At 39.6% G+C, this 22,677-nt stretch carries 16 protein-coding genes; 9 read left to right on the top strand and 7 right to left on the bottom strand.

Annotation, left to right across the window (positions count from 1 at the left end; all coding sequences use genetic code 11):
• Positions 1-6 precede the first annotated feature (6 nt).
• The 5 genes from QZ576_RS03810 to QZ576_RS03790 form a co-directional block, all read right to left on the bottom strand.
• The gene (locus QZ576_RS03810; RefSeq protein WP_297094225.1) at positions 7-1,128 is read right to left on the bottom strand and encodes an NAD-dependent epimerase/dehydratase family protein; all 1,122 of its coding nucleotides are present in this window, start codon (positions 1,126-1,128) and stop codon (positions 7-9) included.
• 5 nt (positions 1,129-1,133) lie between these two features.
• On the bottom strand, positions 1,134-2,153 hold the full coding sequence (locus QZ576_RS03805; RefSeq protein WP_297094223.1) for a polysaccharide biosynthesis protein: 1,020 nt from the start codon (positions 2,151-2,153) through the stop codon (positions 1,134-1,136).
• Between the two features lie 277 nt (positions 2,154-2,430).
• Positions 2,431-3,384, bottom strand: a complete 954-nt coding sequence (locus QZ576_RS03800; RefSeq protein WP_297094221.1) for a glycosyltransferase family 2 protein — start codon at positions 3,382-3,384, stop codon at positions 2,431-2,433.
• A 72-nt stretch (positions 3,385-3,456) separates the two neighbouring features.
• Complete coding sequence (locus tag QZ576_RS03795; protein WP_297094219.1) at positions 3,457-4,848, bottom strand: glycosyltransferase family 39 protein; 1,392 nt, start codon at positions 4,846-4,848, stop codon at positions 3,457-3,459.
• Positions 4,845-5,447, bottom strand: a complete 603-nt coding sequence (locus tag QZ576_RS03790; RefSeq protein WP_297094217.1) for a hypothetical protein — start codon at positions 5,445-5,447, stop codon at positions 4,845-4,847. Before QZ576_RS03790 ends, QZ576_RS03795 begins: the two co-directional genes overlap by 4 nt.
• Before the next feature lie 567 nt (positions 5,448-6,014).
• Between QZ576_RS03790 and QZ576_RS03785 the strand changes: the two genes are divergently transcribed.
• On the top strand, positions 6,015-6,539 hold the full coding sequence (locus tag QZ576_RS03785) for a DNA-3-methyladenine glycosylase (RefSeq protein ID WP_297094215.1): 525 nt from the start codon (positions 6,015-6,017) through the stop codon (positions 6,537-6,539).
• On the opposite strand, the gene QZ576_RS03780 is transcribed toward QZ576_RS03785, so the two are convergent.
• Together QZ576_RS03780 and QZ576_RS03775 are read right to left on the bottom strand one after the other, a co-directional pair.
• Positions 6,536-7,978 (bottom strand): MFS transporter, encoded by a 1,443-nt coding sequence (locus QZ576_RS03780; RefSeq protein ID WP_297094213.1) that lies wholly within the window; start codon positions 7,976-7,978, stop codon positions 6,536-6,538. The two genes, QZ576_RS03785 and QZ576_RS03780, sit on opposite strands and share 4 nt — an antisense overlap.
• A 264-nt stretch (positions 7,979-8,242) precedes the next feature.
• Entirely contained in the window at positions 8,243-8,728 is a 486-nt protein-coding gene (locus tag QZ576_RS03775) for a response regulator (RefSeq protein ID WP_297094211.1), read from the bottom strand.
• 143 nt (positions 8,729-8,871) lie between these two features.
• Between QZ576_RS03775 and QZ576_RS03770 the strand changes: the two genes are divergently transcribed.
• The 8 genes from QZ576_RS03770 (at position 8,872) to QZ576_RS03735 (ending at position 22,642) form a co-directional block, all read left to right on the top strand.
• Complete coding sequence (locus QZ576_RS03770; RefSeq protein WP_297094209.1) at positions 8,872-9,636, top strand: type III pantothenate kinase; 765 nt, start codon at positions 8,872-8,874, stop codon at positions 9,634-9,636.
• Positions 9,637-9,735: 99 nt separating this feature from the next.
• Positions 9,736-11,655 (top strand): 1-deoxy-D-xylulose-5-phosphate synthase, encoded by a 1,920-nt coding sequence (gene dxs / locus QZ576_RS03765; protein ID WP_297094207.1) that lies wholly within the window; start codon positions 9,736-9,738, stop codon positions 11,653-11,655.
• Between the two features lie 125 nt (positions 11,656-11,780).
• Positions 11,781-12,962, top strand: a complete 1,182-nt coding sequence (locus QZ576_RS03760; RefSeq protein WP_297094205.1) for a HAMP domain-containing sensor histidine kinase — start codon at positions 11,781-11,783, stop codon at positions 12,960-12,962.
• A 341-nt stretch (positions 12,963-13,303) separates the two neighbouring features.
• Positions 13,304-16,564, top strand: a complete 3,261-nt coding sequence (locus QZ576_RS03755) for a TonB-dependent receptor (RefSeq protein WP_297094203.1) — start codon at positions 13,304-13,306, stop codon at positions 16,562-16,564.
• Positions 16,565-16,576: 12 nt separating this feature from the next.
• On the top strand, positions 16,577-18,355 hold the full coding sequence (locus tag QZ576_RS03750) for a RagB/SusD family nutrient uptake outer membrane protein (RefSeq protein WP_297094201.1): 1,779 nt from the start codon (positions 16,577-16,579) through the stop codon (positions 18,353-18,355).
• Positions 18,356-18,377: 22 nt separating this feature from the next.
• Positions 18,378-19,220: a hypothetical protein gene (locus tag QZ576_RS03745; protein ID WP_297094198.1), complete on the top strand. Its 843-nt coding sequence runs from the start codon at positions 18,378-18,380 to the stop codon at positions 19,218-19,220.
• 168 nt (positions 19,221-19,388) lie between these two features.
• A complete protein-coding gene (locus tag QZ576_RS03740) occupies positions 19,389-21,176 on the top strand; it encodes a DUF6057 family protein (protein ID WP_297094196.1) in 1,788 nt (595 codons plus the stop codon).
• Positions 21,173-22,642: a hypothetical protein gene (locus QZ576_RS03735; protein WP_297094195.1), complete on the top strand. Its 1,470-nt coding sequence runs from the start codon at positions 21,173-21,175 to the stop codon at positions 22,640-22,642. Before QZ576_RS03740 ends, QZ576_RS03735 begins: the two co-directional genes overlap by 4 nt.
• Positions 22,643-22,677: the final 35 nt, after the last annotated feature.

Here is a 22,677-nt window from a genome sequence, read left to right as displayed (position 1 = left end):
AAAGTATCATACCTTTTCAAAATATGTATCGGGATCTTCTTGATTAAAAAATTCATTTATATAAAAAACAGTATATAAATCATCATCCCCTATATTTTTAATATTGTGTGTATACCAAATCGGAATATCAACATACGATGGCAAATCACCATTAATCTGATATGTAATTTTATCCTCTGTTCCTATTTTGCGTAGTTCTATTATGGCTTCTCCTTTGATTACGGAAAATCTTTCAATTTTTCTGGTGTGGAAATGATTTCCTCTTTCCACTCCTGGTTTGGTTGTTGAAAAAGAAATCTGACCTCCACTTTTTATTTTTAATAGCTCTACAAAATCACCCCTATCATCGGTATGTTTATTATAAAGTTTGGGATAAAATTCTTTTTTAGCAATAAAGGAAAGGAATGTATTAAAAAGATTAACTTCATTTTTATCCTTTAAAGCTGGAATAATACCTAACTCCAAATACTCATTTTTATAAATCTGCAATTGATGAAGAATTTCTGAAACTTTCATCTCGAAATCGGGTTCCACATATCGTTTTTCACTATCTTCATTCGGATTTTGAATACATTCAATTATCTCTTCACATAACGACCCAACATATTTCAATTTAACATTACTATCTGCAAAAATCTTTGGTTGTTCGTAATTATTTAATTGATGACAAAATGTTGCTATAAAAGAATTATAATAAGGTCTTCCATAAGGTCCAAAGATATTTGGGATTACCAAATTTGTTAATCGAGCACAAACACTATTTGACCATTTTTCCAATAATCTTCCTCCTTCAAATTTAGACTTACCATAAAAATTATCAATCTTTTCTTGTATTGAAGACGAAAAAATAACATGTGCTTTAGACTTTGTCTTTTGTAAGGCCCCAATTAATTTCACAACTAAATCTATATTTATATTATAAAGTTCTTCCTGATTCTCGGATCTGTTGATTGCAGCGAGATGAACAATAACATCACATTGTTCTACAAACTCACATAAAATCTTTTCATTTTGAAAGAATTCGTCACTAAAATAAATTCTCTCAAATTGGTCTATTGTCCCGATTAAATTGAATAGATGTGTTCCAATGAAGCCAGACTGTCCGGTTATTCCTACCTTAATTTTCAAAATTTTCAATTATTTCCGTTAATTATTTCTTTAATATTCCTCAAAGACAATATTTTTTGCGTTGTCTCCTCTAAAGTAAGCCTTCGGGTATTATGAGAATTGTAATCAACAATATTGGCCAGTGAATAATCCTCACCACTTTTTTCATATTTAGAATAATTCAAATCCCGGTTATCAGCAGGAACACGATAATAGTCCCCTAAATCTTCAGCTTTAATTTTTTCTTCTTTTGTTAAAAGTGTTTCATAAAGTTTTTCCCCATGCCGTGTACCTATCACTTTTATTTCATTATCAGAATTTACAATCATTTTCACCGCCTTTGCAACATCTTCTACAGTCGAGGCCGGAGACTTTTGAACGAACAAATCTCCTTGTCTTCCATTTTTAAAAGCATATAATACAAGATCTACAGCCTCGTCAAGCGACATCATAAAGCGAGTCATATTTGGATCAGTTACAGTAATATCACCTGATCCCTGTGCTTGTTTAAAAAACAATGGTATAACAGAACCTCTTGATGCCATTACGTTTCCATACCTGGTACAGCATATAACTGTTTTATCTCCGGGTATATTTCTTGACTCAGCAATGGCAATTTTCTCCATTAATGCTTTGGTCATTCCCATTGCATTAATAGGATATGCTGCCTTATCCGTACTCAGGCAGATCACTTTTTTAACGCCATTGGCAACAGAAGCCTTTATTACATTAGAAGTACCAATAACATTTGTATAAGTCGCTTCCTGCGGAAAGAACTCACAAGATGGAACTTGTTTTAATGCTGCTGCCTGAAAAACAAAATCCACTCCTACCGTTGCATGCAAAATACTATTGTAATCTCTTGTATTACCGATATAAAATTTAATCTTACTGTTTTGATATTTAACGCGCATATCGTCTTGTTTCTTTTCATCGCGCGAAAAAATCCTAATTTCCTTAATATCTTCACTCAGGAAACGATCTAATACAGCATTCCCAAACGAACCGGTACCCCCGGTGATTAACAACACTTTATCTTTAAACATACTATATGAATTTTCTTAAATTATGCTGAACAACGCAAATGTACAATTAATGGCACAACTACAAAAGGGAGAATTATTTCCTTAGCACTTGAGCTTGCAAAAAAGAAATAGACAAACAATTAATCATCCTTCAAAACCCGCAGAATCTCTACCCGTATATCCTGCAATTCTATCAACGAAGTGTGGAGTTAAAAAATGCAAACTACATATTATAAAAATGCTATTTCGGATACTCTTATTAAGAAAATAATTCATCTCCGGTTTTTGCTCCTAAATACTAATCCATTTCAACCAGGCACAACGGCTTTTTTGGCGTTGATGCCACATCGACATGGGCAGCCAACATTAACAGAATAAACCCGATTAATATGGGTAGCGAAGCAATCATTACCTGTCCGGTGGTGGCCAAAATTCCGTAAACAGAACTTTTTATCCAAAAATGAGTGCCCGCTATTACCCCAAAACAAAGAAAAATTGTTCCAAATATGATTTCTAGCGTGGCGATGTTGAAATCGCGAAGAAAGTAATTGTAGAATATTCTTTTCAGGAAACGATTTAAATACTTAGAAGGAAAACTAAGAGCAGTACGTGATATGCTTAGATTGCTTTCTTCATCTTCGTAAATAGCATCCATTGGCATATCGGTAACTACTGCATTGATCGTTGACAAGCGGAACAACATATCGCTTTCAAAAAAATATCGATTCTCTATTTTATCCAGCGGTAACAAACGCAATGCATTTTTATGAATGGCAATAAATCCGTTGGTCGGATCCATTATGTTCCAATATCCGTTAACAAATTTATTAATAAGCGACAGTGCGCTGTTTCCAAACAAACGAAGCGCAGGCATTTTATTTAATGATTCTAAGTTATAAAACCTGTTCCCTTTGGCATAATCTGCCTCTTTTTTAGTTATTGGATCAATGAGGCGCTTTATCAAATGAGGTGACATTTGACCATCACCATCAAGTTTAACACATATATCATACCCTTCCTGTAGTGCCAGCTTAAATCCGGTTTTTACGGCTCCACCAACGCCCAGATTTTCTTTGTTGTAGGCCACTTTTACGCGCAGGTCAGTGCACGATTCTTCAACATATTTTCCACTTTGTTCAGGGCAGCAATCATCAACCACTATAACGAAGTCCACCTCCTCGCCGATTTCTCCAAGTAATTCAAGAATGTGTTTTTTTACTTTATAGGCCGGTATAATAACAGCTACCTTCATATTCGAATTATTATCGGTGTTTATATATTGTTAATACTAAAAAGAAATCCTGTAATAAATAAGAAAATAAATTTAATCTCCTTTCGATTTTACAGGTACACTCAAAAAAGTTTCCAGTCCGTTGAAAACCTTATTAAAAGGATAAATCTGGAAAACATAAAACCATATCATGGCTACAGTACCGAAGAAAAACCGTTTTGCAGATGCACTCATAATAGCCTCTATAGAATCAGCTTTTAGATGCAATTGATTTAATAAGATCAAATAAGCAACTATAGGCAAAACTACCAAGGCCAGAAGAAGAAAAGATTCTTTCTTTTTGATAACACCATAAATATTAACTATCCCAACCACTATTAATGTATAAAAAGTTATACCATAATAACTCGGATGAAAAAAGTTTTTCAAAGCACCCCTAATTATTTTAGAAAAATATTCGGGATCAAGATGCGGAACTAGACTGATATTAACTTGTACGAATGGCTCCATTAAAGCAGCATTCATTTTCAAAAATAATTGCCACGCTACAAAAGGGACTAAGCACAAAATATATAAGTACATTTTTTTGAACTGCCTTTTTGGTAGTTGTACATAAAACACAAATAATAATCCCGTTAGAATATACACAATCCCTTCACTCCTTATCCAACCATTAAACGAAAGAAGAATAATTGATAGATAAAAATACTTCATCTCATTTCTTTTATACCATGTAAATAAAGCCATGAGCCCCAATGAAGCATACATGGCATTAGGAACACTTGTAGTATTTAGTGCACTTTGCGCTAGTAATTCCGGAGCAACAACCAATCCAAATGTGGCTATTATCGCTGGGGTAGATGATATATTTTTAAGAATTAACGAATAAAAAGAAACAATAAAAGATATAAACAACAAAGCAGGTATAATCTTCGAGGATTGAAAACCAAAAATATAGACATAAGATAAGCTAAATGCTGTTAATGGAGGATATGCAGCTCCGAATCCAACTGCTTTATCATAAATCAGAGAGTTTAGGAGTGTGCCTTCATGTGCAATTGCTTTTGCATACAAATCAAAAGAACTAACGGAATCGGTTGAAAATGTTGGCGTGTAAAGACTTTTCTTAGTCACAAAAAACAATACACCAACTACAGCCAGAACAAATACAAACCATATCAGATTGAATCGTCCAACCTGCCAAAAAGTTTTTTTACTGATCGTATTATATCCTTCGACAATAAGCTTTGGTTTCATTATCAATTTATAATAAAACGCAACGGTAATCAGCACTATTGCAGTTATCAGGTTAGTTCGGCTTAAAGTTATTCCCAATATATTTAACAAGAACATTACAAAGGTAACTACACCTATACCCACTGGAAATGACAGGCCAAGTATTTCAATAAAAGAAAACCGGCCCGCAACGAATCTTAAAAAACTAAATCCTAGTAGAAATGCTAATAAAATACTTAAATAACTCATTTTAGATCATCGGGATTTAAAGGTAAAACAGTATACGCTGGTCTATTTTTAATACGATATGGGAGTTTATCATAACGCTGCCCTCCCACAATAGCAACGTGGGTTATTTTATCCAAATAAATTGAATCCCGAGGTGAATTTTCATAAACCGCTTTTCGGGGATAAATCATGTAAGTAGTATGTCTTTTTGAACGTAACCATTTTATATCTCGCTTCTTATCTTTCTCACCTATTTCATTCACGATGTCGGGCGTTGGCATCAGAATAACGGCAGAATCAGGGGTGTTTTTATTGATATATTGTAAATAAGCTGCAAAATAACCCATTTTCATCTGTTGCTTTTGTTCAAATGTAAAATCAGGGTGCTCCTCCATCACTTTCCAATTCGCAACAATAAAGTTATTCCATAACCATGGATACCCTCTAAACTTTGGTGAATTATAGATTTTAGAAAACAGTAAAAAGAAAAACAATCCAATTAGTAGATTACGAAACAAAAATCCCAGCCAACTTCTGGGAGGTCGCTTTAGAAATTCATACTTTGATAATTGACTGTCTTTTTTCTTTTGTTTGGCCTTTCTTTTCGCCGATTGTCTCATCTTTTCAGATTAGATTTATGAATTGCATACAAATATAAAAGAAAAAAAAGCACTTGGAATAATTTTTATAAAATGAACCAATGTATGATTTTATAAACTTAACCGATTCCCTTTCAATAATACAGAAGAACAGTAGAAAATTTACCCTTTTCAGTATTTCACAACCAACACTGTACGAATATTTGGCAAACTACACAATCTCCATATCAATGTTGCAAAACAAAAGTAATCACATTGGAAAAACTCCTCGGTCTTGCAAATACGCTCTGTCAACCGAACACTCTCCCCACATCCTCAACACCAGACCCATTCCTTTCAACTTTGTTGCTATCAATTATTATGAAACGATAGGTTCGTGCACCGGCGTGCTTTGTCACTTCCGGCAAGTCTTTTGAATCAAGCCTTAAAATCTAGTTGACTTCTGCTTTTGCCAGCATTAGTTCATCCAGTGCTCTTATTGATTCGTATTGAAGAATACTATTCCTAATAAAGAAAGTATAAATTTAGTGCACAGAATAAGTCAAACGTTTTTTATTTTGCACATTTCCGACCCGATAGATATAAAATATGATAACAGATTCCAGTCGAATATCGAATTCTTTCTTTCTGCGCGATGTAACCGAAGTTGCACCCAATTTACTCGGTAAAATACTAGTACGGCGTTTTGAGGATGGCACAATTGAAAAATATAAGATTACCGAAACAGAAGCCTATCGCGGAGGCGAAGACAAAGCCTGTCACGCCAACAAAGGATTAACTGAACGAACCAAAGTGATGTTCGACGAAGGTGGTCTAGTATACGTTTACCTGATTTACGGAATGTACTGGATGCTAAATTTTGTCACCGGAAAACCGGGAGATTCTTCCGCAGTCTTGATTCGCGGCGTGGAAGGTATTTCAGGGCCGGGAAGAGTTGGCCGGGCGCTACAACTCGACAAGTCTTTTTATGGTGAAAACCTCGAAACTTCACAAAGAATATGGATTGAAGATTCGGGATCGAAACCACAATTCACAACTGCTCCCCGAGTTGGGATTGAATATGCCGGCGAACCATGGATTAGCAAACCATGGAGATATATCGCAGAGATCTAATTTCCCCTCATTACAAACCTATCGTACAACCACAAGAAAACAACGGCAGAAATTGCAATGCCCGAAAAAGCCATCCAAATATTTGATGGGTTATAGTTTTGCCATAAATAATTGGTCAGTTCCACCTGAGTCATGTTCATCTTGTCGGCTGCCTGCGCAAAAAAGTCGTTTTTAGTAAATTCGGTAGAATATTCAGCCGGAAACTGCATTCCACGTTCAACCACTTCCTTTTGCAGCAAGAAATATTTATCGGCAATTCCTTCATAGAAATCACCCGAAAGCCAACCTGCCAATTTATGGGCTGCAGCAATTGGCAAAAATGAAGTTCCCATATACAGTGCTTTCTGATCGGCGGGAGCAATTTTTCCCACATATTCGGTAAACTTTGGAGAACTTCCCATTTCTCCAAGTGAGAAAATTAAAATACCCAATAAAATCAACCAGCCGCTTTGTGTTGAGAACATTAATCCAATTCCGCCGGAAAGAACTAAAATTCCACCCATCATTGCAGCCAGCGGACGGAAGCGCATAACAAATGCCGAAACCATTAACTGGAATACAATAATAAAAAAGGAGTCCATACTTGTCATCGATACGGCACTGATCGTTCCGTTATCACCAATAGCTTCAGCAAGCCATGGCCAAACAGCATGTAAACCATTGTACACTGAAGTTGTGTCAATCCACTGATCGACAAATATTGGAAACGAATAATAAAGTTGATTAAAAGCTGTCCAGAACAAAATCATGATCACGAGGAACAATACATATTTCCAGTTCTGCAGCGTGATCCATATATTTTTGAAAGCCTGACCAATATTTTGTACTAATGAAGTTCCATCTTTTTCAACTCCCGGCTCGCGGAACAGGAACAAGGTAAGCAAAACGTTTACACCGATTGCTGCAACCGACATATAGAAAACCATCGCCCAACTTAATTTTAGTAATGCCCCTGCAAGGAAAGGCCCAATGAATCCTCCGATATTGATCATCATATAAAAAATACCAAAACCAATTGAGGCAGTTTTTTCATTGGTTGTTTTCGCAATCATGGCCGAAATAATTGGTTTAAAAAATGCACCACCCACACAGGTCCACATAAATGCAAAATAAACCGGCCAGTAGCCATTAAAACTGTTAATCATCAAAAAACCCGAAATGTAAATGGTAAAGGCGAGCAACAATATTTTTTTGTAGCCAATTTTATCGGCAATGGCTCCGGTTATTACCGGCAGAAAATACAACAACGCCGAACTGGTTCCCATAATGGCTCCCTTTTCTGCATTTGAAAAACCAAGTGCACCTGTATCGGTTGATCCTACTAAAAACAGCGGAAAAGCCAGGTAAAAACCATACCATGCCCAACGCTCGAATAACTCAATAGTGTTAGAAGTCCAGAAACTTTTGCTGTATCCTTTTAATACCGAAACAAATGCCATTTTTTGATAAATTTTGATGAAGCTCGTAAGGTAACATTTTTCGAAATACGTTCGTCACCTCAAACCTACAGAGCTGACATATCGCATAAAAAATCAGCTAAAAAATGAATTTCGAATAAAGATTAACGATATCAGATTGCAGAAGCGGGTAGCAAGTTTTCATTCGCAGTTTTCAGTTTTACCATTTGACAATAGAACAATTTAACAGAGGTAATAAAACCGAATGATTTCTATGTGCCTAAGGTGGTAATTAGAATCACAGCCCTAGGTCAAAAATACGGATACAAATGTGATGATCATAATGATAAGGAACAGCAAAATAAAAAAACCGATTACGCCCAGTCTGAATCCAAAAGTTTGTTTTTCGCGTTTTGTCGAATCTTTCAAACGCTCGATGGCTTCAACCAGTTTTTTCGGTGCCTGTTCATTCTTAATAATGTAATCGCCGGCACCCAGTTTCATAATTTTCACCGCAATATCCACTTTGTTTTGCGCACTCAGAAAAATAAAATCAATATGGCTGTGGTCGCGCTCCACATGAAGCATAAACTCTAAGCCGTTAACTCCTTCCGACGCATAATCAAGAATAATTACATCAGGTTTTAAGTGGATGTGTTTGAGACATTCTTCCCCGTTTTTAAAAACTTTCAGATTCGAATACTTTTTCGATTGCAAATAACCAACAATTAGATCTTTGTAAACGGTGCTGTCTTCGATCAGAAAAATTAAAGGATTTTTTGTCTCTTGCATAATTTTAGAAATAGTGTTAGCACTAGCTCTAAAATTAACACTAATTTTTTTAGAAAACAACAGGCCCGAAATGCTCAAAAATCCCGTAATCATTCGCAACTGACGACAGAAAAAGGTACTTTTGAAATTTTAATACACGAATTATGTTACTGGCAATCGACATAGGAAACACGAATATAGTTTTTGGAATTCACAAAGATGAAGAATGGGTAAACCACTGGCGCATTCAAACCGATCAGCTGAAAACTGCCGATGAATACGAGGTTATTTTCCGGTCGCTGCTAACGGCAGGGAAAATCTGCCGCACAGAAATATCGCGGATCATTTTAAGCAGTGTGGTACCTTCGCTAGTTCACCCGTTTCGCGAAATGTTATCGGGGCTATTCGACAATGCGGTAATCAACCACATTAATCCCGACATTTACGATCGACTGCCTATAAAAGTTCTCAACCCATACGAAATTGGGGCCGACCTGGTTGCCAATGCCACAGCTGCCTATCAGAAATATGGCAATAATACTATGGTAATCGATTTTGGCACTGCATTAACGTTCACCACTATCGGTAAAAATTCAGCAATTTTAGGAGTTGCCATTGCTCCCGGTTTGCGCACAGCTGTTGGTGCCCTTGCCGGAAAAACAGCACAATTACCACAAATTCATATCGCTCCTCCGCCATCGGTTTTGGGCGAAAACACTATTCATGCCATTCAGTCGGGAATTATTTTTGGCTACACCGGATTAGTTGATTCGATGATAGAACGTACCGAAAAAGAATTGGGCGAATCGCTTAACGTTGTAGCCACCGGTGGGCTAAGTGCGGTAATTGCTCCGTTAACAAAAAATATTAAAGCCAGCGAGCCTATGCTCACGCTCGAAGGCCTCGTTCAAATCAATTCATTTATATAACATCGAATATCTCATATTATATTACGAGTAATTTTATTTCTTTTGCAGTGAACAAACTGTGGCAGAACAGTTGTTATTGTTTCAGTAATTATTGGAAAAATGGAAGACGCGAAGGGGAAGCTGCTTGAATCAATTAACAATCCCGACGATCTAAAAAAAATACCGGTTGAACAACTCGAGGACGTTTGTCAGGAGTTGCGCGATTATATTATCGACGTGGTTTCAACCAATCCGGGGCACTTCGGTGCCAGTCTGGGTGTTGTTGAGTTGACAGTTGCCTTGCATTATGTTTACAATACGCCTTACGATCAGTTGGTTTGGGATGTTGGTCACCAGGCTTACGGACACAAAATACTTACCGGGCGAAGAAACCAATTCGATACCAACCGGAAATTTAAAGGACTTAGCGGATTCCCAAAACGCACAGAAAGCGAGTACGATGCATTTGGTGTCGGACACTCGTCAACATCTATTTCTGCTGCCTTAGGAATGGCCATTGCTTCCAGAATTAAAGGTGAAGAAGAGCGCAAAGTGGTTGCCGTAATTGGCGATGGCGCGATGACCGGCGGAATGGCTTTTGAAGCGCTGAACAACGCCGGAGGCGAAAATGCCGATATCCTGGTAATTCTGAACGACAACAATATGGCCATCGACCCAAGTGTTGGTGGTTTAAATAAATACCTGCTCAACATCTCCAAGTCGGACACCTACAACCGGATGAAACACGATGTTTGGGAAGGACTGGGAAAATTGGATGGATTTGGTAAGAAAACACGCCGGTTTATTCAGAAAAACCAGCACGCACTAAAAAATATGATCCTGAAAGAGAACAACCTTTTCGAGGCCTTCAACTTCAGGTATTTTGGCCCGATTGACGGACATGATGTGCAATATTTAACCAATGCATTAAATGACCTGAAAGATATTCCGGGACCAAAAATATTACATGTAATCACCCAAAAAGGTAAAGGTTTTAAACAAGCCGAGTTGGATCAAACAAAATGGCATGCGCCGGGTATTTTCGATAAAGAAACCGGCGAAATTTACAAGTGCGATTGCAATGTTGATCAGGCACCAAAATTCCAAAATGTGTTTGGAGATACTTTGGTTGAACTGGCAGAGAAAAACGATAAAATTGTGGGAATAACGCCTGCAATGCCTTCCGGCTGCTCCATGAATAAAATGATAGCACAAATGCCGGGGCGTGCTTTTGATGTGGGAATTGCAGAGCAGCACGCTGTTACTTTTTCGGCCGGATTGGCCGCGCAAGGAATGGTTCCGTTTTGTAATATCTACTCAACATTTATGCAACGCGCTTACGACCAGGTGATTCACGATGTTGCCATCCAGAATTTACCCGTTATTTTCTGTCTCGACCGCGGTGGATTGGTGGGAGAAGACGGACCTACACATCATGGTGTTTTTGATATTGCGTATATGCGTTCGGTCCCTAATATGATCGTATCGGCACCAATGGACGAAATTGAGCTGCGCAACCTAATGTACACAGCACAGCTGGAAGAAATTAACCAGCCATTTTCGATCCGCTACCCACGTGGTTGCGGCATAATTTCCGACTGGCAAAAGGAGTTTGAAAAGATTGAAATTGGTAAAGGCCGAAAATTAAGCGATGGTAGCGACATTGCTTTGCTGTCGATAGGAAAGACCGGAATCTTTGCTCAACGTGCAGTAAAAAGTCTGGCCAAAAACGATATTTCAACAGCTCACTACGATATGCGTTTCGTGAAACCACTCGATACCGAAATGCTCACCGAAATAATGGAGAACTTCGATCAGATTGTAACCATTGAAGACGGCAGCATTCAAGGCGGTTTTGGAAGTGCAATTCTTGAATTTATGGCAGAGAATGGCTACACCAACAAAATCAAAATTTTGGGAATTCCCGATAAATTTATCGAACACGGAACACCCGATGAATTGTACCAGGAATGTGGTATCGATGCAAAAGGCATTGTTAAAACCGTTAAAGAATTGGTTGGTAAAACGAAAATCGCATAAACATTAAATCCTCCTCCATTCTATTATTCCTTTATTCGAACACTCCTAGGTTCTGTAATTCCGTTTATCGGCATAATATTTTTAACTTTAGGTCGTTCTGAAAGTGTACTTAAAAACCATTTGCATTGGACATCTATCTTAAACGACGACGAGGAAAAATTTTATTGCTCATAATTGCTGTTCTTATCGGAGTGGCTTCGATGCTGTACACCAACTGGCTAACCAAAAAAATGGCCAGCGAAGAACGCAACAAAGTTGAAATTTGGGCTGAAGCGATAAAAGGAATCAACAATGCTACACTGGAAGTCACCACTCCTGAAATGACCCAGCTTCAAACACGTTACCTGCAATTTCTGGGTATGGTTAGCGAGAAAAACACGACCATTCCTATCCTTATTTTAAACCCCGACGGCACTTATAATACCGACCGGAATATTAAATATCGCGAAGACAAAAAAGAAGAAGTGCTGCAACGCGAACTGGAAAAAATGAAAGATTATTCCGCTCCTATTCCCATTGATTTAGGCGACGGTTACGAACTGATGTTGTACTACCGCGAATCGAGCATTGTACGAAACCTGCGATTATACCCCATTATCCAGTTAATTGTTATAGTAATATTTATACTGGTTGCCTACTTTGCGTTTTTGGCTACTAACCGCGCCGAGCAAAACCAGGTGTGGGTGGGCATGTCGAAAGAAACAGCACACCAGCTGGGAACTCCTATCTCGTCGTTAATGGCATGGATTGAGCTGCTAAAATTGAAAGACGTTGACCCAAATTTGATAAAAGAACTGGAGCAAGATACTTCGCGCCTGGAACGTATTACCGAACGTTTTTCTAAAATCGGATCGAAACCGGAGCTGCTGCGCGTTAACCTCATCGAGGTTTTAAATTCTGCAGTTTCGTACCTGAAACGACGCTCCTCGGACAAGGTAAAATTTGAACTGAATTACGATACCAACGCCTACATTGAAACGCCATTAAATGGAGCCCTGTTCTCTTGGGTAATCGAGAACCTGTGCAAAAATGCCATTGATGCGATGGGCAACAACGGCACTATCAGCATCAATGTAAAAGACAAAGAAAAGCAGGTAAATATCGACCTTACCGACACCGGCTGCGGTATCTCAAAAAATCATCAGAAATCAATTTTCCATCCCGGCTTCTCAACCAAAAAACGCGGCTGGGGATTAGGCCTTTCACTGGCCAAACGAATTGTTGAAATTTACCACAATGGCAAAATTTTTATCAAATCATCGGAAATAGGAAAAGGAACTACATTTAGAATTATTCTGAATAAATAGGCTCTAAATCCAATTTATCTTCATTTTAAATAACCCCTATACAATTATCAACCAATCAGTTAATTAATACCTCTTATTGTAGTTTTTACAACACACAACTGTTCTAGTCTATTCTTTTCTATTATGGTCTAGGAAATTTAACAGAATTTATATAACATTGCCCCAATATTGTATCATATACAATAAGGCAATTAAACTAAAACTATCAAATTATGAACAGATCAGGATTCGAAAAATCTTTGGTGCCTGACAGGCATATTCCATCCCTGCCATACTTCATTTTTCAGCGCTAACACAAGCAAAACTCAATATTACTCAATAAATAATCAAATAATTAATCTATGAGAAAAATGAAAGTTAGCAGAAAATTCTTATGGAATTTTTCTAAGTTAAAAATCATGCTGGCTTTTGGGCTAAGTATGGTATTAATGCTGTCGACTAGTTTGTATGCCAATGCCAATTCGGCTGACGGCCAGCAAAAAAAGACAGTTACAGGAACAGTGGTTGATGCTGAGGACAATGTACCGGTTATTGGTGCAACTGTCAGCGTTCAGGGTACAACCAATGGTACTGTAACCGACATCGATGGTAAGTTCTCACTTAGCGTTGACGCAAGCGATGTTCTCGTAATCTCTTTTATCGGATACAAAAATCAACTAATTCCGGTAGAAGATCAGACTACAATCAACATTAGTTTAGAGCAAGACGTAACCGACCTCGACGAAGTGGTTGTAATTGGTTATGGTGTGCAGAAAAAGAAATTGGTAACAGGAGCAACAGTAGCTGTAAAAGGTGAAGCCCTGGCCAAATTAAGTACTACTTCAAGTTTAACTGCTTTGCAGGGACAAACTCCTGGGGTTCAGTTAACACAGAACAACGGAGAGCCTGGCAGTGGTTATAAAATTACCATTCGTGGTTTAGGAACTACCGGTAACGCATCGCCACTTTATGTAATCGATGGTGTAGCCGGAGGCGATATTAACAGCTTAAACCCATCTGATATTGAATCAGTTGACATCCTTAAAGATGCGGCTTCATCTGCTATTTACGGTGCACGTGCAGCCAACGGTGTTGTACTTGTTACTACAAAACAGGGTTCGGCCGGTAAAATCCAGGTTTCGTACGATGGTTACTACGGTATTCAAAGAATTTACAAAAAACCTTCTTTGTTGAATGCACAGGAATACATTACATTCCTTGATGAATACGATTTTGGCGTTTCAAGTTCTCAGAAAGACTGGGAATCGTTGATGTCTCCTGAACTGTACAGTTCGATTATGGATGGTTCGTTCAAGGGAACTAACTGGTTCGACGAAATGGCAAACGATGAAGCTCCAACTCAAAACCACGCTGTAAACATTACCGGTGGTAGCGATGTATCGAATTTCTCGATGGGATTTTCGTACACTGCACAAGATGGTATTTTTGGAGCCGATTATGCTTCGGATTATGAACGTTACACAGCTCGTATCAATTCGGAACATGTAATTTACCGCAACGACAATGATCTTGATATCATTAAATTTGGTGAAAACCTGAATTTCAACCGCGTAACCAACAACGGTATTGGTAAAGGAAACATTTACTGGAACGACGTTCACAATGCCATGGTTGCTTCGCCACTGATTCCTGCCTACAACGAAGACGGTTCGTTTTATTCGTACACCGACCGTGTAGCCGATGGAAACATCATTAACTCGAGCTTGGGTAACCCATACATTGAAATGGCTTCAACATCAAGAGGTTTGAACCTGAGCAACAGCTACGGTTTAAATGCTACTGCTTACCTGGTTATTCAACCAATTAAAGGATTAAACCTACGTTCGCAGTTTAACTACCGCCAAAACAGTAATAGCTACCGCTCGTTCTCTCAGCCTTATAGCTCAAGTAGTACGTCAAGCAGTACCAACTATTCTGTTTCGCAGTCGGCAAGTACCGGCCACTCGTACACTTTCGAAAATACATTGTCGTATATTTTGCCTGAATTAAGCGGACACAATATTAATGTATTGGTAGGTCAGTCAATCGAATCTCACGGTTATGGCGAGTCGGTAAATGCAAGTAACAGTATTGCTGCCGACGATGCATTATCAACACTTCAGGGTTTCGATTATGCTTTCTTAACCAACGTTGCAAACAATACTTCTAACGTTTCAATTGGTGGTTCACCTTGGGGCGAAGGACGTTTATTGTCGTTCTTCGGTCGTGCCAGTTGGGACTACCAGGAAAAATATATGGCCACAGTAACCATGCGTGCTGATGGTTCTTCAAACTTTGCTCCTGATCACCGCTGGGGTTATTTCCCATCAGTATCAGCAGGATGGGTAGTAAGTAGCGAAGACTTTATGGAATCTACCAGCTCGTGGATGGATTACTTTAAACTACGTGCCAGCTGGGGACAGAACGGTAACAGCGCTATTTCTCCATTCCAGTATTTGGCAACCGTTTCATTCGACGTATATAACGTGTACAAATTTTCGGATGACGTTACTGCCACCACAAGTGTAACAAGTCCGGCAACAGGCGGATACGCAGACATCCTTCCTAACCCCGATATCACATGGGAAACATCAGAGCAGCTTGACTTTGGTTTCGATGCTCACTTCCTGGATTCACGCTTGAACCTTACTTTCGACTGGTACAAGAAAACAACCAAAGACTGGTTAGTTGTTGCACCAACACTGGCTATTTACGGTACATCTGCACCATATATTAATGGTGGTGATGTTGAAAATACCGGTTACGAAGTTTCGTTAGGATGGAACGATCGTATCAATAGCGACTTCTCGTACGGTGTAAACTTTAACCTGTCGTACAACAAAAACGAAGTAACCCGTATTGCAAACGGCGAAGGTATTATTCACGGTTCGTCGAACGTATTATCACAGGGAACTGACGAAATGTACCGCGCACAGGAAGGTTACCCAATCGGATATTTCTACGGTTTTAAAACAGCTGGTGTTTTCCAAAACCAACAAGAGATTGAAGATTACATGGCAGCCGGGAACCCTGTACTTTCTGATGTACAACCAGGTGACCTGATTTGGGTTGACACCAATAACGACGGAACGATTAACAACGACGACCGCACAATGATTGGTGATCCTCACCCTGATTATAACATCGGTTTAAATTTCAACATGTCGTACAAAGGTTTTGATTTTGCTGTAAGTACTTACGGAGCACTTGGCCAGCAAATTGCAAAATCGTACCGTTCGTTTGTTGATAGTTACTGGCAAAACTACACTACCGACGTTTTCCAACGTTGGCACGGCGAAGGAACTTCTAACACGTTCCCTCGTATATCAGCCGGTAGTCATACCAACAATCAGTGGATTTCTGACCGATACATTGAAGACGGAGATTATTTAAAAATTCAGAACGTAACATTTGGTTACGACTTTAAAAAACTATTACCATCAGTACCACTATCGCAAATGAGACTTTACGTTGCTGTAAACAACTTGTATACATTTACAAACTACGGCGGTCTTGATCCTGAAATTGGTTACGGTGCTGAGCAGAGCTGGGTTCAGGGTATCGATCTTGGTTACTATCCAAGTCCTCGTACCTTCCTTATGGGTGTTAACTTAAAATTTTAACAGAAAGAGATTATGAAAAAGATATTTTATTTAGTTATAGCTCTTGCAGTCTTCTTTGTTGGATGTGAAGACATGTTGGATACCGAGAACTACACAAAGTCCAACACGTCGAACTTTCCTAAAACTGAAAGCGACGTACAAATGGCAGTTACTGCGGTGTACTCTATATTAAACAAGATGACTTGTTACCCTACCGAAAGTTATTATATGGTTTCGGAACTGGCTTCTGACGACCGTTTTGGTGCAGGTGGTACAGGTGACGTTGAAATTACTGCAATTGGACACTTGTTGCAAAACAAGAGTACGATGTTCGATAACTTCTGGCAGATAATGTATATGGGCGTTTTCCGCGCTAATACAGTTATTGAAACCATTGACAACTGCGAATGGAGTAGCGAAGAAAACCGTAATCAGGCACTGGGTGAAGCTTATTTCCTTCGTGCTTTCTTCTATCAGCAATTAGCCGAAATGTTTGGCGAGGTGCCACTGGTTGTTTCAACATCGGTTACCGATATGCCTGCTGCTACTGCTGACGAAATTTATGCGCAAATTGCAAGCGACTTATTATTGGCGATCGACTTAATGAAAGACCAGCCTTATACCGCTTACGAATCAGGTCACGCTACAAAATGGGATGCTGAAGGTATGATGGCTCGTAACTTCCTTTTCTACACCGGATTCTACAGCAAAGATGCGTTACCAACTGTTGAAAGCGGAAGCGTAACAAAAGACGATGTAATTGGCTTCCTTAACGATTGTATTGCCAACTCAGGTCACAGTCTGCTTGGCGATTTCCGTAATTTATGGCCATACACAAACTCGCTTACTGTTGACGATTATTCGTTTACTTCTGATAGCGGTGTTGTAAAAACAGGTGTTGATGGAAATCCTTTGGCATGGGCCGGAAACGGTAACCAGGAAGAGATGTTTTCTGTTCAGTATATGAACTATGCAGGATGGAGCGATCCTCACCAAATGGGTTATTCAAACCAGTACATTTTATACCAGGGCTTGCGTACCGGCGACAATGGTTACGAAAATACATTCCCATTCGGACAAGGCTGGGGACAGGCTGCTGTTTCAACCAACCTTTGGAACGATTGGACACAATGGGAATCAGCTAACGGTGTTACCGACATTCGTAAAACAGCTTCTATTGTTGACTGCCAAAACGAACTGGAAGGTTACGTTTTCGTTTCTGACTGTGATGAGGATTCAGGTTACGCATTGAAAAAAATGCAGCCTGTAACTACTAAAAAAGATGCTGAAGGAAACGCAGTAACTTTTGATACCAACAACATTTTCTGGACATTCCTTGAAGGTTATACTTCAAGCCACAATGGAAACCACATGCAGGGAGCTCACTACCAGGATTTAATTCTGATGCGATTTGCCGATATCCTGCTTATGCAATCGGAGTTAACCAAAGATGCAACATACATGAACCAGGTTCGCGAACGCGCCGGGTTAGAACCTGTTGGTTACTCTGAAGAAGCCTTACAAAACGAACGCCGTTGGGAGTTAGTTGGCGAAGGTCGTCGCTGGGCTGATATTCGCCGCTGGCACATTGCCGAACAAGCACTGGCAAAACAAGTTGGCGTACGCGTAAACCACGAAACTGTATGGACTAACATGCCCGACCTGGGCGACGGACTTGTTGGACGTTACCAGGCAACACAGGGATTCTGGCCTATTCCTCAGGCACAAATCGAGCTTTCTGAATATCTTGAGCAGAATGCCGGCTGGGGAGATGGAGATAATAAAACATATGATACTTCGATGTGGAAGTAATTAATTGTAAAAAGATTATACAATGAAAAAGATATTTTTAGGACTAACTTTTATAGCTGCCATTTTCTTTACAGCTTGCGATCCCATCGAAGATCGTTACGAGATGGGGGGCGCAATTAGTGCTGATGAAATTGAAGCAACAGTAACTGTTGTTCAGGAAGATGGCCAAAACGTAAACTATGTAATTTGCGAATGCTCGAGCCCAATTACTACCAAATGGACCAATGGTATTTTGAGCAAAGCAAGTACATATGCCGAACTTAAAATGTTTGCCACCGGCGAACAAACGGTTACTTTGCTGGGATTAAATCCTGACGGAACCGAGATCTCGAAAGAATTTACTGTACAGATTGATAAAATCTCAGATAACTATCCGGTTGAAGCAGAATATGGTTATTTCTGTGGCGACGGTGAAAAAGTTTGGGTTTGGGACGAATATGCACCTGCACCATTCGGAAACGGTGGATACATGGGAAATATTGGCCCGGGATGGTGGCTTGTAGGCATGGACGGACTTGACGAACAAGCTACAGGAATGAACAGTGAAGGCGACGGTAAAGACGCTTCGATGACATTCAGCCTTAACGGTTTAACACTGACAAAAAGTAATGGTAACCAGGGATCTTTCGACTTCGACATGTCGCAAATGGTTAGCCCGGGTTGGGACATCGGTGCTTTTTATACTTCAGGAACTAACGTACTGTTAGGCGTTAACCATAACAATGGTGATGAGCCATATTATGAATACAGCATCCTGAAACTTAACGACGACGAATTATGGTTGTCTGCTCCTGAGCCAGGAGCCGGTTCATGGGGTGCTGCATGGTTCTGGTGTTTCAGAGCTGAAGGCACAAGCCCTGAATAATGATTCTAATAAGTTCATAACACTTATAACGAAAGGGATTCAAATTGAATCCCTTTCGTCTTCCTACCAGTAGCCTATCATAATTTCCTTTTTGTATTTTTGCCGGGCTGCATTTTTTAAGTTTATCGGAAGTAGCTGCAAATGCTCGCATAAAAAACAATATTTGCGATGATGACAAAGCCAAAACGAATTTTCAAATTTTTCCCCGGACTTGCCTTTTGGGGAATTGTTGTTTTATTCTTTGGGCTTGTATATCCTTATCATGTGGCATTTCACGAACAATATCAATTGTTCCTGTTTTCGGGGCAATATTTTATCGAACTACTTTCAATTCCCGGAGGAGGCGCCGATTACATTGCCCGCTTCTTAACTCAGTTCTTTTTGTTTCCATGGTTGGGAGCAGGAATTATTGCTTCTGTGCTCACCCTCATCCAAATCCTGTTCCTGAGAATCATTCGACTATTTACACACTCCAACTCACTTGTTAACACAATCGTTTCGTTTGTGCCGTCAATTGCTATAATGGCATTTTTATGCGACGAAAACGCGATGTTAAGTCTCCCGATAGCACTGTTATTCGCACTATCCGCGTCATTAACTTGCATGCAGATTCCGAAAAACACAACACGCTCCATTTGCGGAGTACTACTATTTCCTGTTTTATTCTGGATTGCAGGCAGCGCGTCAATCATTTTTGTTGCCTTACTTCTTTTGCACGAAATTTTACTCAACCAGTATAAATTCTCAATTCCTAAATGGATCGCTGTTTTTTCGGTTTTTGTCCTGTATGTTTACGCTGTTCTTCTCGCATCCCAACTTCTGGTCAGCTATCCGTTATCGAGGGTTTTAAATGGCATCAATTATTACCGCTACCCCGACTTCATGCCATTCATCAAAAATGTTGCCTTGCTCCTATTCGTTTCAATTTCCTTTTTAACCATTCTCATTCACCGGGTGATTAAAAAAGAACAAATGATCTGGGCATCTATCGTTTTATTCCTGCTGGTATTTGGAGGCGGAACCGGTTTAATAATTTCAAAGGTTGATACCGCCAAAGAAGAAGCTTTTGCCTACAACTATATGGCCCGGATGCATCAATGGAATGCAATTATTCAGAAAGCGGAGAAAAATCCTCCGGTATCATCGCTGGCATCAACATGCGTGAATCTTGCTTTGGCAAAAACCGGACAGTTGGGCAATCACATGTTTCAGTTTCCGCAGTACGACAAACTGGAATCGCTGCTGCCAAAATACCAACGAGATATGATGACTCCCCTGTTTGCCGGCGAAGTTTATTATCACCTGGGAATGGTTAACACAGCGCACCGCCTGGCAGTTGAAGCCATGGAATCGATTCCCGATTACCAAAAAAGTGCGCGCTGTTATAAACGAATTGCAGAAGTCAGCATTATTAACGGCAACTACAAAACGGCCCGAAAATATCTCAACGTTTTAGAAGAAACCCTGTTTTACCGAAAGTGGGCAAAACGAGCGGAAACACTTTTATTTAACGATGAATCCGTAAACAAACATCCTGAATTTGGAAGCTTGCGAAAAAACCGCATCGACGAAGATTTCTTTTTTAATGCCGACGAACAGGATATCATTCTGGCATTGCTGTTAAAAAAGAATTCCACAAACCGGGTTGCTTTCGAATATTTAATGGCATACAAACTGCTTGAGCGCGACATCACCGGATTTATAAAGTTCTTTAGTCTTGGCGATGGAATTTCCTATTTTTCAATTCCTGTTCATTTTCAGGAAGCCTTGACAGTGTTGTGGTCGTCGCAGAACAAACCGCTTAACGAAATTCCATGGGAGATCGACACCCGGATTTCGAACAATATGAAAGCGTTTATTGCAGAATACAATTCGGTTACCGACAAAAAACTGTTGGCCGATAAATTTGGCGATACCTACTGGTACTATTTGTTGTGTGAAAAAGATAACAAATGATGAAACGATTAATCTACATAGCCATATTCTCCCTGTTGCTCTTTTCGTGCAAAGAAGACATTCAACATGCCGAAAAAATCGATAGTTATCCTGAGATTTACCCGGATTACATTGGCGTTACAATTCCGATGAATATTGCTCCGCTAAACTTCACCGTCGACAGTTCGGATTACAGTTCTTTGGAACTGAAAATCCTAGCAGGCAACGAAGTAGCTTTTCAAGAAGAATACAAAAACAACATCGATATTCCGCAGTCCGCCTGGCAGGATTTGCTGGCAAAAAATTGTAGCGATTCAATCCAATTCGAGGTAAGTGTAAAAAAAGCCGATCAGTGGTTTCAGTACAAACCGTTTTCGATGTATGTGAGCCCCGATTCGATTGACTATGGAATCGTGTATCGCCTCATCTCTCCGGGTTACGAAACCTACAGCAAAATGGGAATTTACGAACGTGAGTTGTCGGGCTACAACCAACGACCATTATTTGAGAATACACAGGTTACTAAAAGCTGTGTAAACTGCCACACATTTAATCGCGGAAATCCGCAACAGCAAAGCATACATATTCGCGGCGCACAAGGAGCTACGATTATAAAAACCAACGGAGAAACAAAGATTCTGGAATCAGCAAACGATTCGATTTTGGCGTCGTGCATGTATCCGTTCTGGCATCCTTCGGGAAAATACATTGCCTATTCAACCAACAAAGTCAGGCAGACTTTTCACACCACTGCCACCGATTTAATCGAGACTTTCGACGAAGCTTCTGATCTTTTGGTTTACGACATTGAAAACAACACACTGCTCACCTCCGATTTGATTTCAGGCAGTTCATTCGAAACTTTCCCGGCCTTTTCTGCCGATGGAAAAACACTGTATTTTGCCTCGGCAGCTCATAAAGATCTGCCCCGCGAATTAAAAGAAACGTTCTATAATATTTGCAGTATTTCCTTCGACCCGGAAACCGGTATTTTCGGCAACAAAGTGGATACGGTCGTAAATCTCGCCATCGACCGGAAAAGCGCCACACTTCCACGGGCTTCGTACGACGGTAAATATTTGATGTATAACAAAATAAATTACGGTAGTTTCCCGATGTACCATACCGATGCCGATTTGTGGCTGCTCGATTTAAATAGTGGCGAAACAAGGCCGCTGAATGAAGTTAACAGTGCGTATTCTGACGGATACCACAACTGGAGTTCAAACTCGCGTTGGTTTGTTTTTGAAAGCCGGCGCGACGGTGATTTATTTGCCCGCCCCTATTTTTCGCACATCGATGAAAATGGCAATGTTGGAAAACCGTTTATGCTGCCTCAGCAAAATCCCGACGAATATTATCAGGATTTGTTTTATGCCTATAACACGGTTGAGTTTGTTACCGGAAAAGTACCGTTTAACGCCCGAAAAGTTGAAAAAGAGTTAATGCAGCCCGATCGTGAGGAAATGCTTTTCGAAAGAAAATAATTTAAATATATTGGAGAAGATTTAAGGATGTTTTA

Origin of the sequence: uncultured Draconibacterium sp., from assembly GCF_913060805.1 — a bacterium.
Lineage (GTDB): Bacteria > Bacteroidota > Bacteroidia > Bacteroidales > Prolixibacteraceae > Draconibacterium.
The sequence above is the reverse complement of the archived record's forward strand: the minus strand, read 5'-3'. Positions and strand labels throughout refer to the sequence as shown.

Coding starts and splice junctions, on each gene's coding strand:
- QZ576_RS03795 (WP_297094219.1), bottom strand. CDS start 4,848: ATGAGTTATTTAAGTATTTTATTAGCATTTCTACTAGGATTTAGTTTT.
- QZ576_RS03750 (WP_297094201.1), top strand. CDS start 16,577: ATGAAAAAGATATTTTATTTAGTTATAGCTCTTGCAGTCTTCTTTGTT.
- QZ576_RS03735 (WP_297094195.1), top strand. CDS start 21,173: ATGATGAAACGATTAATCTACATAGCCATATTCTCCCTGTTGCTCTTT.
- QZ576_RS03745 (WP_297094198.1), top strand. CDS start 18,378: ATGAAAAAGATATTTTTAGGACTAACTTTTATAGCTGCCATTTTCTTT.
- QZ576_RS03780 (WP_297094213.1), bottom strand. CDS start 7,978: ATGGCATTTGTTTCGGTATTAAAAGGATACAGCAAAAGTTTCTGGACT.
- QZ576_RS03790 (WP_297094217.1), bottom strand. CDS start 5,447: ATGAGACAATCGGCGAAAAGAAAGGCCAAACAAAAGAAAAAAGACAGT.
- QZ576_RS03740 (WP_297094196.1), top strand. CDS start 19,389: ATGATGACAAAGCCAAAACGAATTTTCAAATTTTTCCCCGGACTTGCC.
- QZ576_RS03755 (WP_297094203.1), top strand. CDS start 13,304: ATGAGAAAAATGAAAGTTAGCAGAAAATTCTTATGGAATTTTTCTAAG.
- QZ576_RS03805 (WP_297094223.1), bottom strand. CDS start 2,153: ATGTTTAAAGATAAAGTGTTGTTAATCACCGGGGGTACCGGTTCGTTT.
- QZ576_RS03770 (WP_297094209.1), top strand. CDS start 8,872: ATGTTACTGGCAATCGACATAGGAAACACGAATATAGTTTTTGGAATT.
- QZ576_RS03800 (WP_297094221.1), bottom strand. CDS start 3,384: ATGAAGGTAGCTGTTATTATACCGGCCTATAAAGTAAAAAAACACATT.
- dxs (WP_297094207.1), top strand. CDS start 9,736: ATGGAAGACGCGAAGGGGAAGCTGCTTGAATCAATTAACAATCCCGAC.
- QZ576_RS03785 (WP_297094215.1), top strand. CDS start 6,015: ATGATAACAGATTCCAGTCGAATATCGAATTCTTTCTTTCTGCGCGAT.
- QZ576_RS03775 (WP_297094211.1), bottom strand. CDS start 8,728: ATGCAAGAGACAAAAAATCCTTTAATTTTTCTGATCGAAGACAGCACC.